The sequence below is a fragment of the Chitinophaga sp. H8 genome (genome assembly GCF_040567655.1).
GTDB classification, from domain to species: Bacteria; Bacteroidota; Bacteroidia; order Chitinophagales; family Chitinophagaceae; genus Chitinophaga; species Chitinophaga defluvii.
Genome location: NZ_JBEXAC010000002.1, coordinates 3,169,278 through 3,182,569 on the forward strand (window position 1 = coordinate 3,169,278; position 13,292 = coordinate 3,182,569).

General features: G+C 43.2%; 10 protein-coding genes. 5 read left to right on the forward strand and 5 right to left on the reverse strand.

The window, feature by feature from the left end; all coding sequences use genetic code 11:
* Positions 1 to 18: 18 nt before the first annotated feature.
* Positions 19 to 1,053, forward strand: coding sequence for a cytochrome-c peroxidase (locus tag ABR189_RS26670; protein WP_354663549.1), 1,035 nt, complete (start codon positions 19 to 21; stop codon positions 1,051 to 1,053).
* A 10-nt stretch (positions 1,054 to 1,063) separates the two neighbouring features.
* Here ABR189_RS26670 and ABR189_RS26675 read toward each other — a convergent pair whose 3' ends face one another.
* The 3 genes from ABR189_RS26675 to ABR189_RS26685 all read right to left on the reverse strand — a co-directional run bounded on the left by ABR189_RS26675 (position 1,064) and on the right by ABR189_RS26685 (position 7,770).
* Complete coding sequence (locus tag ABR189_RS26675) at positions 1,064 to 3,277, reverse strand: DUF4954 family protein (RefSeq protein ID WP_354663550.1); 2,214 nt, start codon at positions 3,275 to 3,277, stop codon at positions 1,064 to 1,066.
* Positions 3,278 to 3,409: 132 nt separating this feature from the next.
* A complete protein-coding gene (gene glmS / locus ABR189_RS26680; RefSeq protein ID WP_354663551.1) occupies positions 3,410 to 5,245 on the reverse strand; it encodes a glutamine--fructose-6-phosphate transaminase (isomerizing) in 1,836 nt (611 codons plus the stop codon).
* A gap of 149 nt (positions 5,246 to 5,394) precedes the next feature.
* Complete coding sequence (locus ABR189_RS26685) at positions 5,395 to 7,770, reverse strand: S9 family peptidase (protein ID WP_354663552.1); 2,376 nt, start codon at positions 7,768 to 7,770, stop codon at positions 5,395 to 5,397.
* 39 nt (positions 7,771 to 7,809) lie between these two features.
* Here ABR189_RS26685 and ABR189_RS26690 point away from each other — a divergent pair, with 39 nt between their 5' ends.
* Positions 7,810 to 8,358, forward strand: coding sequence for a histidine phosphatase family protein (locus ABR189_RS26690; RefSeq protein ID WP_354663553.1), 549 nt, complete (start codon positions 7,810 to 7,812; stop codon positions 8,356 to 8,358).
* A gap of 178 nt (positions 8,359 to 8,536) precedes the next feature.
* Positions 8,537 to 9,706, forward strand: coding sequence for a hypothetical protein (locus ABR189_RS26695; protein WP_354663554.1), 1,170 nt, complete (start codon positions 8,537 to 8,539; stop codon positions 9,704 to 9,706).
* 20 nt (positions 9,707 to 9,726) lie between these two features.
* Here ABR189_RS26695 and mgtE read toward each other — a convergent pair whose 3' ends face one another.
* Positions 9,727 to 11,106, reverse strand: coding sequence for a magnesium transporter (mgtE, locus tag ABR189_RS26700; RefSeq protein ID WP_354663555.1), 1,380 nt, complete (start codon positions 11,104 to 11,106; stop codon positions 9,727 to 9,729).
* A 59-nt stretch (positions 11,107 to 11,165) separates the two neighbouring features.
* Positions 11,166 to 12,044, reverse strand: coding sequence for a bestrophin family protein (locus ABR189_RS26705; RefSeq protein WP_354663556.1), 879 nt, complete (start codon positions 12,042 to 12,044; stop codon positions 11,166 to 11,168).
* A gap of 172 nt (positions 12,045 to 12,216) precedes the next feature.
* On the opposite strand from ABR189_RS26705, the gene ABR189_RS26710 reads away from it, so the two are divergent.
* Both ABR189_RS26710 and ABR189_RS26715 read left to right on the forward strand, forming a co-directional pair.
* Entirely contained in the window at positions 12,217 to 12,606 is a 390-nt protein-coding gene (locus ABR189_RS26710) for an SET domain-containing protein (RefSeq protein ID WP_354663557.1), read from the forward strand.
* A gap of 203 nt (positions 12,607 to 12,809) precedes the next feature.
* The gene (locus ABR189_RS26715) at positions 12,810 to 13,292 is read left to right on the forward strand and encodes a MarR family winged helix-turn-helix transcriptional regulator (RefSeq protein WP_354663558.1); all 483 of its coding nucleotides are present in this window, start codon (positions 12,810 to 12,812) and stop codon (positions 13,290 to 13,292) included.

Consider the following 13,292-nt stretch of genomic DNA (forward strand, 5'->3'; position numbering starts at 1 on the left):
AGGAAAGCAACATGTTTCTTGGGAATATTCTGCCTGTTCCTGTTGGTATTATCCTGGGCTTGCCGTCGTAACGGGGAGAGCAGTAATATCGGCCCTGTACCTTATGTTTTGAAGTTACCTCCTGGCTTTCCCGCCCCGGTATATGATTTTTCGAAAAATCAATTGACAAGAGAGGGTATTGCATTAGGGCGGTATTTATTTTATGATGACCGGCTTTCCCGGGATAGCACTATTTCCTGTGGTTTTTGTCACCAGCAATTTGCTGCATTTGGCCACTTTGATCATGCCTTGAGCCACGGTATTGACAGCCGGATAGGCTTCCGTACAGTACCCTCTTTGTTTAATCTGATATGGCAAAAGGAATTTATGTGGGATGGTGGCGTTAATCACCTGGAAATGCAGCCACTCACGCCTATTACTGATCCCAATGAAATGGGGGAAGATCTGAGCCGGTTGATTGCTCGTTTACAGGCAGATGCCGGGTACAGGCAAAAATTTAAAGCTGCCTTTGGTTCAGAGGAAATTAACAGTGAGCGGTTGTTTAAAGCGTTGGTGCAGTTTATGGCTACCATGATATCCGGAGAGTCCAAGTATGACAGCGTCATGCGTAAAGCGCCAGGGGTTAGTTTTACGCCGGAAGAACAGGGAGGCTATGCTACTTTCCAGCAAAAATGTGCAACCTGCCACAAAGAACCCTTGTTTACCGATCTCAGTTATCGCAGCAATGGCTTACCCTATCTGCCAGCCCTCAATGATGTAGGCCGCATGCGAATTACCAACAGTACCGGCGATAAACTGAAATTTAAGGTGCCTTCTCTGCGGAATATTCTTAAAAGCCCACCATATATGCATGATGGGCGTTTCTTTGATATTACCAAAGTATTTGAATTTTATGACCATGGAGTAGAACAAACGGATACCACAGATCCATTAGTACGGAATGGCATTCCTCTCAGCGAAAAGGAAAAAAGAGAATTGTATTTCTTCCTGAATACGCTTACAGATCCGGGCTTTATCAACAATCCGGCATTAAGTGAGATCAGGATTGAATAGTACATTATCCTTACAGCTCCCATTTTCTGATCATATCTTTTACCTGCTTTTTGTACTCCTTAAGTGATGACCGCGTTTGCTGAATGAAACCATTATCTTCCAGTTTGCCAATAACAGCATCCATTTCGGCTTCGTTTTCATAACTCATTTTACGGAAAGGGTTATTGTAATCCTTTTCGCGCGACTGGTAGATATTCTCCGTGAGTATACCCAATGTATTTACAGATTGTTGCAGGCATTGTTTTAAATGGAGGGTAGAAAATTCCCGGGGGGATATTTCAAGTACATGTAACATACTTGCAATGGCATGCTGCAGTTTATCATAAAAATAGTCTTCCCCTATTTGTATATAGTTATCATGCAGTTGGTCCCAGCTATTGATTTTACCTTTTCTGATTTTGTTTTTTAATTCTTCCAGTGTATCTGCTTTCATAAGCTGACCACCTATATTGTGCCAGGCACCACGTTTGGACGATTTAACGATGGTTTGTAATGCGGTAAGGGAATTAAGATCCTGTTGGTCTACATAGTCTATGATATTACGAATACCATAAAGTAAAATGAGGTCTTTGAACCAGGCATAAGCTTTATGTACTTTCAACAATTGTACCCGGCGGTGGCTGTTTTCCATGTTTTCTGCAAATACCTGCAGCCGGGCTACTTCATCAGGATGCTGTGTTAGTAACTCCCGGCCTTTAAGCTGGATAGTTTGCCCGGTTAATTTATCTGTGCTTTCTTCTTTAGATACATACCATGCTTTTCCTACTGCTGTTTCCATAAGCGTAAGCGAAGCAATCATCTCTTCTACGGAGTCGGGTGCGAGATAATCATACTCTATTGTTTGTATTTTATCGGTACGCTTATCGCGGTCTACATACTTCCAGGAGTTGCGGGCCAATGCATACATGTTGTGCATAAACCAATAGCCTGGCATGATTTTCAGACAGTTGGTATGTTCATCATTGAGGATAAGGCTGAAAGGAATGGGAATATTCATTTCAGACATATAGTTGCCTTTAGAGATAATGGTAAAAGAGGCAAACTTTGAATTATGCTTGAGGCTTACACAAAGACCCGGCCAGAACCCTCGTCCGGCAATGATTTCTCCATCAGCACCCCGGGAATTATGGTTGGAGCCTATCGTAGCTCCTGCGGCCATATTGCTTTGTCCCATCACCAGTGCTGCACATAAAAAGGAGTTGTTATGATGTTGTTCATGCGCAGGAAAAATAAGAGAGTTTAACACCTCACAGCAGGAAATGGTTGCATTATTGCCCAGATAAGAGTTAATGAGACGGGCGCCATATTTTAACTGGGAGTGGGAGGCCATTACAAAACGAACGGCTTTAACACCATAGAATACCCGGCAGCCATAACCCATAATTCCATTTACAAGTTCACAGCCTTCACCGATCTGGGAAGCAGCGCCTGCCATACTGTTAATAGTAAGGTTTTTGAGCTTGTTGGCGCCTTTTAAATAGGCATCCGTACCGATGGTAACATCTTTGATGATTTTACAGTTTTTTATGACTGTACGGTCACCTACCATGCCATAATACCCACGCTTTTTATCAAACTGTTTCTCGGTAAATAATTTAAACTTTTGTTGCAGGGCAGCATCATCACGATAACGTGTCCAGAGATAGGCATCACCCGGCAGCATACCGTCAAAGGGCATTACACTGCGTCCACCATTTTCATTGCACAATTCCATCCAGATCCGTACATTTTCCGGCTCCCCATCTTTGACAATGCCATTACCAAATTTGGCGTAGTCAGTAGTAGCCATTTCATTAACATTGGCTACGATTACTTCATTGCCCAGTATATAATGAGAAAGAAAATTTACGTTATAGACCACTACATTATCGCCAAAGTCGCAGGCGCATATGGTACTGTTATACAAGCCTACAGGCAGGCGTAAATTATGAAATTCCAGGTAGTACGGCTCCAGTTTACCTATCCGCACCATTCCAAAAAAATGGCAGTGCTGTACCAGCTGCGGGTCAAATTCATTGGCAACGAAAATACTGTTCCAGTCGTCGGAGGTATTATCATTTCTTACCAGTGCCTCAATTTCATAAGCGGTCAATTTACGATATACGCCATGTTTCCCCCATTGTTGCTCACGAAGATAATATTCATCTTTTCCTTTGGGTAAATGCGGGGTTTCTACAAAATTATAACCCAAGGCTGTAAGCGGTTTTTTCTGTATGTTATTCATGGATATAATGTTGTAACGGTTATAACCGGCAACAGGTAGTTACATTGCTGCAAACTACCTGTCACCAGTTGCTTTTACGTGAATATTCCTGAAGTATTTGCTGATCCCCCGGAGGGATCATTGATGATAATGTTATTCTACGGTTACTGATTTCGCCAGATTCCTTGGCTTGTCTACATCCAGCCCTTTGAGTACGCCAATATGATAAGCAAGCAGCTGCAACGGGATAACAGATATCATAGGGGCTACCAGCTCATCTGCTTCAGGCACTACAATGATATCATCTGCCATTCCCGGAATAATAGTGTCCCCTTCTGTAATGACAGCAATTACTTTACCTTTACGGGCTTTTATTTCCTGTATGTTAGAAACTACCTTTTCATAATAACTATCCTTAGTAGCTACAAATACTACCGGCAGGTTTTCATCTACCAGGGCAATCGGACCGTGTTTCATTTCAGCAGCAGGGTAGCCTTCCGCATGTATGTAAGATATTTCCTTCAGTTTTAATGCCCCTTCCAGTGCTACCGGGAAATTATATCCGCGGCCCAGGTAGAGGAAATCGCGGGCATCTTTATATTTGGCCGCAATGTTTTTTACCTGCTCATTCAGTTCCAGTGTGGTTGCCACTTTTTCCGGAACATTTTCCAACTCATCCAGTAAGTGTTGGAAGCGCTGTGGGGTAATAGCTCCTTTTTCTTTGGCTACCATTAAGCCTACCAGACAAAGTACGGCAAGCTGGGCGGTAAATGCTTTGGTGCTGGCTACGCCAATTTCAGGGCCTGCATGTGTATATGCACCGGCATGGGAGGCGCGGGCAATGGAAGAGCCTACTACATTACAGATACCAAGAATAATAGCTCCTTTTTCCTTGGCGCTTTCAATAGCTACCAGGGTGTCCGCTGTTTCGCCTGACTGTGATACTGCAATGATCACATCGCCGGGGCCCACTACAGGATTACGGTATCTGAACTCAGAAGCGTATTCTACTTCTACCGGAATGCGGCATAATTCTTCAATCATGTATTCTGCCACCAGGCCTGCATGCCAGGAGGTACCACATGCCACAATAATAATGCGGTTAGCATTTTTAAGCATATCGGCATATTCGCGGATACCACCCATAGTAAGTGTTCCTTTTTTGGCATCCAGCCTGCCGCGCAAACTATCAAAAATGGTTTGTGGCTGTTCAAATATTTCCTTGATCATGAAATGATCATAGCCACCTTTTTCGATAGCGGCAAGTTCTATATCCAGTTTCTGAATATAGGGTGTCTGTATTTCGTTGGAAATATTTTTGAGGATCAGTTCATCTTCCCTTAAAATGGCAATTTCGTAGTCGTTTACATAAACTACTTCTTTGGTGTATTCTACAATAGGGGAAGCATCAGAAGCTAAAAAATGTTCTCCCTTACCAACACCAATTACCAGCGGGCTTCCTTTCCGGGCGGCGATGAGTGTACCAGGATTATCCTGATCCACGATCAGGATTACATAGGCACCTACTACTCTTTTCAGTGCGATACGTAATGCTTCTTCTAAAGAACACTGATTACTTTTTTTGATTTCTTCAATGAAATGCATCAGCACTTCCGTATCCGTATCACTTTTAAAAACATGCCCAAGGTTTTGCAATTCTTTTTTGAGGTGAGCATAGTTTTCAATGATACCGTTATGCACCATGGCGAGTTTACCATCACCGGAAATATGAGGATGGGCATTGGCATCACTGGGTTCGCCATGGGTAGCCCAGCGGGTATGACCGATGGCAATATGGCTATGCATATCCTTGCCAACAAGTTCTTCTTCCAGTAAGGCTACTTTTCCTTTTTTCTTGTATACCTGTAATCCGTTGTTGATAATGGCAACACCAGCGCTGTCATAACCGCGGTATTCCAGTCTTTTGAGGCCTTTTAGTACGATGGGGTAAGCTTCCCGTTGTCCTATGTAAGCTACGATTCCACACATATGGTTAAAATATTATTTGATGAGGTTTATCCTTGCAATATGCTATTTTTTTGTCAAAATACTATTGGTAATGGAGAAGAAAGGATAAAGATAACCGTATGATCACCATTAGATTACGCGTGAGCAGGCGTTTTACGGGTATTGTTATTTTATTTTAAAAGTGTTTCGTCAAAGAGTTTTTTTATACGTTTATATTCATCGGTCCAGCTGCTTGGTGTGGTAAAACCATGATCTTCTACAGGAAATACTGCCAGTTCCCAATTATTTTTTCCCAGCTCAATCAACCTTTGGGTGAGCCTGACAATATCTTCAAAATGTACATTGGTATCCACCATTCCATGACACATCAGTAACCTGTTTTTTAATCCATTGGCATAATAGATAGGAGAGGAGCGGCGGTAGGCGATACTATCAGTGTAGGGTTCGTTCAGAATATTGCTGGTATAACCATGGTTATAGTGGGCCCAGTCAGTAACAGACCGGAGTGCTGCGCCGGCTGCAAACACATCTGGTGTGGTAAATAGTGCCATCAGCGTGATAAATCCGCCATAACTTCCTCCGTAGATACCTATACGTTTGGGATCAATCCCCATCTTGTCAGCCAGGTACCTGGCACCATCTACCTGATCATCGAGGTCTTTACCGCCCATGTGCCGGTAGATGCCGGTGCGCCAGTTGCGGCCATAGCCGGCACTGCCCCGGTAATCCATATCCAGTACGGTATATCCCTGATCAGTAAGCATATTGTGAAACATATATTCTCTGAAATAACTACTCCACCACCTGTGCGCATTCTGCAGATAACCGGCTCCATGTACAAATATGACTGCCGCACCATTCTTCTTGCCAGGTGCAGGCGTAAACAAGCGGGCATATACAGGAGCATTATCGCGGGCGGTAACTTTAATTATTTCCGGTACCCGCCAGGCATAGGTATTGAATGCTGCGGACATGGCCTGGTGCGTGACTTGTATCGCTTTGGCACCTGGCTCATTTCGTTGCAGGTACAATTCCCATGGTTTATTGGAAAAAGAATAACGGAAGGCAATCCACTTTTCGTCAGGGGAAATACTGGTTTCATGCGCCCCGGACATTTGGGTAAGCCGTTGTGGAGCACCTCCGTTAACCGCCAGCCGGTATAGTTGCTTTTCGCCGGGATCTACTTCATTGGTAATGATGTAGAAAAACTTTTTATCTGCCGATAACTGGGCTTCCTGTACCTCATAATTGCCGGTAGTTAATGCTGTTTTTTGTCCCGAATTAACGACCATTTTATACAAATGAGAATAACCACTGGTTTCAGATTGAAACCAGCAGGTGGTTTCATTTATCCAGCCCAGATTAGCACCGCCAAAGCTCCAGCCTATGCCTGGTCCTGCTATCCAGGCTTCATCCCGCTGACGGTCCAATAGCTGAAGATTACCATTGGTGGCGTCCAGCAGCATTAACCAACGGTCTTTGTTATCCTGGGAACGGATATCTACCATCGCACGACTGCCTTCTGGCGACCAATACGGTCCGTTAATAATAACTTCCCTGTCGGCCACTTTCTTAACAGCGGTATCTTTTGAGGGATAGTCTTTTACATAATCAGGTACATCTTTAATGCCGGGAATGGCAGCTGTTTTGATAGCCAATACAGTATCCTGCTGCCGGTCATAAATGAAACTCTCAAAAGTTCCCTGCGGTGCGCCTACTTTTTCCCTGGAGGGGATGTCGGTTGTAAAGCCGCTTTTAGTGACATAATCAGGTACAATAGTATTGCGGGCATTAGCAGGTGCTTTAAACAAAGTGTAAGTAACAAACCTGCCGTCCGGACTTATTGTTACATTCTGCAGGCGCTTGTCTTGTAAGTATAGCGCGCGCAATGGTATAGGGGCGTATGTTTTGTTGAAAGCTTTGGCAGCATCTGATTTTTCCTGCCTGTCTTTCACAATTTGCAGTAACTCAGGTTGTTGCGCCTGTAACCATTTTTCCTGCTGGTTTAATACGGGTGGATTTTCATCTGGTTTATTACCTTTTTGAAAATTGGTCAGCTGGGTAGTCGTGCCATTTATTTTATCCCACAGGAAAAGATCATTATGCAGTTGATAAACAATCTGTTGATCTCCTTTCAGAAATAATGGATTGCTTTCCTGCGAGGTAGTTTGTGTAATGCGGATTGTTTTATCAGTGCTGATATTCAAAAGGTAAATATCTCCGTTGAGGCTGTAGGTAAGGAACGTTTTATTATTATTGTAAGTACCTTCGGCTTTGGCTTTGATGAAGGCTCTTGTTGATGCCGCTGTTTTATGAGGGAGTATTGTTTTAGTACTTGCAGCATATAATGAATCTGTGGGTGCTTTTTCGGGATTCCAGTCAAAATAAATGGTTTGGTTATCAGTTCCCCAAAATACATGATCCGGCGAAGTGCCTATCCATTTGGGATCCTGCATGATTTTCTCTACGGTAAGCGGGGTTATTTGTTGGGCAGCAACAGGGACGTATACAAATAAAATAATGATAAGAGGTAACCACTTTTTCATGGCAGTGCTTTATTTTGTTGTAGATTAAATGTAGCTAAAATGACCAGATATTTTGTTTTGCTGCTGCTTTTTGTGGCTTGCCAGCCCAAATCGCCGGCGCATCAGTCCATACCGGTCACAGAAGACAGCACTTTTCTTACAGGCACCTTTTTTGTGGTCAGACATGCAGAAACTGAGTCCGGAAAAAATCCTGCTTTATCCTTGCAGGGGCAGCAAAGGGCAGGGGCATTGTACCACTTACTCAAAGATTCAGGGATCGCTAAGATATATACCACCACTTATGAAAGGAGTATTCAAACTGCCGATTCCATGCGATTACAGCTACACCTGGATACCGTGTTCTATGCTGCGGATACTACCGGAGAATCACTGATTTATGAAATCTCCAGGCATGGCGACTGGGGAAAGCGCTTGCTGGTAATTGGGCATAGTAATACTCTCCTGCCTATTATACATACCCTGAAAGCCAACCCTTTGGTAGATTCTATCGGAAGGGCCGATTTTAGTAACCTGTTCATCGTTCATAAATACCGGGATAATTCCCTCCTTGAGCATAAACATTACGAAGGATATAACGGAAAAAGATAAACTATATACGGATTTGCATGCTATACCGGCACATATACATTACTTTGTATTGGTGAGCAATGATCGTTTATCATTGTATAGATAAGCAGGATTGCCTATTAACAAATAAAGTAAAATAATGTACCGGTATTGGTTTTTATTGCTTTTTTTACCACTCACAGGTTTAGCCCAGAAAAATATGTTGTATTTAAATAAGAACAATGAAATCACTGCAGCTAAGAGTGATTATGTATGTCAGAAAAATGAACAACTGTCTAAAGGATATAGCAATTGCTATGATTGTTTTGACAATACGCAACAGCTGGTAAAACAGCTCAATACCCAATTGTATATTACAAATGCAGTTATGGAAAATGACAACAAACCATTTGTGGGTCATTTGGGAGAGCAAGGTGTTTTTTTATTGGGAGTATATAAAAATGGAAAACCCTACAATGGCTTTTTTAAGCATAAGACGAAGTCGGGTGAATGGCTGATATACGATTTTTATAAAGATGGACAACGAACATCTCAGGTGTTGAATGATCTTTACATGACGATGAAAGCGGAGAAAGATGATCAGATTACTGCCACTACCCTGAATGTTAAAAATACGTTTGCCGATGGCGTATTGGAAAATGGATTGGCTATCATTCCTGCAAGTGTACAGGGTGGGGTAGCGGAAATTGTGCAGTATGTCAGGAATAAAAAAACTACCGTTTACACCATCGGCCTTTTTGCCATGCATTATGGGGAGTTTATTAATGTCAGCCATATTGAGAATGGGTACAAGATAGCGAGTTTTGGAAAGAACAGCGTAAGCATTACTTATCACCCTAATGGCAGGAAGATAGAAAGTTTTGATCGCAATGGCCGGTTGAAAAATACGGTGAATTTTTCTCATCATCCATTCGCCCAACAGGAGGGAGTAGATAAGCAACGGTCTTTTTCTTATTTCAGGAAAAACCATCAGTTGTATATAGAGCAGGCAACAGATGCGGCGCAGTTAATGGCTTTTCATGAATTGGCAGAAGATAATGATGGCAGCAGCGTTGTATCCCGGATGGCACTAAGCTTTTTGCGCAATACGCCCTCTCTGGAGGTAGAGGACCTGCAGTATTTTGTTGCAAACATGTATTTTAAGGATGACGATTTTCTGGGTACCTGTGAATCCTGGGATGGGAAAATTTATGGGATGATGTATCAGAAGGGGGCCAAAGAAGGAACTTATACACTTACCATGTATGAGGAAGGAAAAGTAGTAACGAAGCCGGAATTAGTAATAGTAGATCAAACGGTAGATGAAATAGCAGCGGCTTTTAAATTGATCCGGCAAAAACAAGCGATGACAGAAGAAGACGGGGAATAATGCTCCGTCTTCCGGGTATCTTAAAGTAGTATGCCTCTCATAAAGGCAAATGCTACGGAGAAATAAATCAGTAGTCCGGTTACGTCCACCAAGGTGGCCACAAATGGAGCAGAAGAGGTAGCAGGGTCAGCCCCAAGTTTTTTCAGTATCAATGGCAGCATGGAGCCGGAAAGGGTACCCCAAAGTACTACCCCAACCAGTGATACCCCAACGGTTGCTCCGATTAAAGGAGCATGCGGGCCATAAGTCGTAGGTTTGATGGCATTCCAGAGCATAATTCGGGTAAATCCGATAATGCCCAGGATGCTGCCTAATAACAGGCCGGAAGATATTTCTCTGCGCATCACCCGCCACCAGTCACTCAACGTGATTTCTCCCAGTGCCATTGCCTGGATAATAAGTGTGGAAGCCTGTGAACCACTGTTTCCTCCGCTGGAAATAATAAGGGGTACGAATAGTGCCAGTACTACTGCTTTAGCAATTTCATCTTCAAAAAATGCCATGGCCGTAGCAGTGAGCATTTCACCGATGAAAAGCACTACCAGCCACCCGGCTCTCTTTTTAACCAGCTTCAGTAAGGGCATGTCGAGGTAAGGCTCATCCAATGCCTCGGTACCACCAATCTTTTGAATATCTTCTGTATGTTCCTCGTTGGCAATCCAGAGCATATCATCAATGGTAACAATCCCTAACAGGATGCCCTGATCATCCACTACCGGAAGGGCCACCCGGTTTTCCATCCGGAATACCTGGATCGCTTCTTCCTGATCATCATTGGCGTGAAGGGTAACAAAACGGTCATCCATTAGGGTATGTACTACTGTATCCGGTGATACCAGTAAAAACTCTCTGATCCGGAAATCATCCAGTAAGCGGCCTTTGTCATCAATTACATAAATTACATCAATGGTTTCACTGTCTTTCCCATATTCCCGGATATAGTTTAATACCTGCCCTACTGTCCATTCTTCCCTGACTGCAATGTAGTCGGGGGTCATGATACGGCCTACGCTGTTTTCACGATAGCCCAGGAGTGACAAGGTGATTTTTCTTTCTTCAGGATCCAGTAGTTTAATGAGTTCTTTTACAGCCTCACTGGGTAATTCTTCGAGGAAGGCGGTACGGTCATCCGCAGGCAGCTCATTCATGAGTTCCGCAATTTTAGCTGCAGACAATGACCGGATCACATCTTCCTGCTGGGGAAATTCCAGGATACGGAAAGCCGCAGCAGCACGGCCGATGGACAGATGATTGATAATCGCTCCCGCATCTTCCGGCAGTTCATGAATTAATTCAGCAATATCTGTAATAAGCTGGTCATCCAGGTATACACTTAATTCACGGAAATTGCTTTCATCCGCTAATGTCCTGAACTTTTCCAGTAGTGCTTCGTTTTCCATATTCCTTTGACTCTGTGAACGAAAGTAAACAATAATAAAGATGCTGCCAGAGCAATACCCTACAATATTTCGGATACATGTTTGCGGATATTGGCGCAAATAGTATCTGCCGGGAGGTCGTTAGCATCCAGGCCAAACGGGTCCTCTATTTCTTCGGCAATTAACTCCAGACTGGCCAATACATAAAATATAAATACCACCATGGGGATAATCAGGTACCCTAAGCCAAAAACGTACCCAAATGGCATCGTCATTACATAAAAGAAGATAAACTTTTTTATAAATACGCTATAGGAAAAAGGAATAGGGGTGTTCTTGATCCGTTCACAGGCGCCGCATACATCCGTGAAGGATTGTAGTTCCTGGTTAATGACAATCAGCTGGTCGCCCGTAATGTGATTTTGCCGGTATAATTCATGTATCCTGTTCATTAGCATTATGGCGGCCTGATTAGGAACGTGTTTTCCCAGGTCTGGGTTAAAGGGGATATCTCCGGGCAGGGGCATTATTTCTTCCGGTAAATAGGTATTGCGCAGGTGACTTTTAAGGCAAAAAGCATAATTGGGGATCATTACCTTAAAAAATGCTCTGGCAGCCGTGTCGGTAGCTGGCAGGATAGCCCCTAGTTTCATCGACAGGTTGCGGCTGCTGTTTACCAGAGTACCCCACTGCTTCCGGCCTTCATACCAGCGGTCATATGCAGTGTTGGTACGGAATACCAGCAGCAGGGAAATGACGAAGCCCAGTAATCCGTGTATGACAGAAATGTTTTTAAGGTCACTGTTCCCGGATAACTTCCATACTTCCAGTTCGAGAAACGCTACAAGTCCTGCATAAAGCGACAGGGCGATGAACATGGGGAATAGCTTCCGCACGGTATCCGCTTTGTGGATACGGAAAATAAAAGTAAACCACTCTTTTGGATTGTAATTGATCATACGATTGTTTTAAAACACATGGAGCCCTGGTATGGCCCATCGTGGTATACTTATTGCTTTTGTCCTGAACCGGTTCCGGCCCTTTCGGGTTGCAAACCTAAAATTTTTATGCCTGATTTTGATAACTTACTGCTTTACCTTTACTTTACGCCTTCTTTACTGATTTAGTGCTATGATTAAGCCATACTTGTATATCGACAAAATAAAGGGCAAAGGCCGTGGGGTTTTTACAAAAGAAAATATCCCGGCGGGTACCTTGCTTGAAGTTTCTCCTGTGCTGGTATTGTCGTACGATGATACTGCCATAGTAGACAAAACAAAGCTGCATAACTATATTTTCCTGTGGGGATCACGGGAAACACGTTCCTGCGTGGCTTTAGGATATTGTTCCATCTATAACCACTCCTACGAACCCAACTGTGAGTACGAGATGGACTTTGAGGCGGATACAATGAGTATCATGACCCGCCGCGAAATTAAAAAAGGTGAAGAACTTTGTATCAATTACAATGGGGAGGTTACAGATACTTCCCCGGTTTGGTTTGATGTCAAAAAGAAATAATCCCGCTTTATTTCCTGAAGTGTAATACCAACTACCCACCCAAAAGACTGGTTCCTGTTTTTTAAAGATAATTATATAAGTGCTTATATAATTGCATAATATTTCCTATTATTGTGTTAAATTGTATAAGTGCTTATATAAATAGCGCTGACAGGGTTAACTTCGTTACAGTGCAATAGCACCCCTGCAATAAACAATAGCATATGAGTTTTTATCCGTCATTAGGTTATCTGGTATTTGGCAGCCGTTTAAGGAGGTTAAGTGAATACTTTCTTATGGAGGTGAATAAGGTATATGAACAGGCGGGTATTGCCTTTGATGCCAGCTGGTTTCCCGTATTTTATGTATTGTCCAGGGAACAATCTGTGCCTATGACAGATATTGCCACTCAGCTGGAAGTATCCCATTCCGCTGTTAGCCAGCTGGTCACCAACCTGAAGAAAAAAGGTCTGGTCAAGACAGCACCCTGTAAGGAAGATGGCCGCAGACAATTAGTTGCTTTTACGAAAAAAGGGGAGGAGCTGTTGCATCAGATACAGCCTGTATGGGAAGCGATTACCACTGCCATGACACAGCTTGTAACAGCAAACAAACAGAGTCAGCAAATACTGGAGGCAATAGCGCAGGTAGAAAGGGCGGTGCAGGAAACCCCTCTTTCGGAACGTATTATCTCCGCCATAAAATAA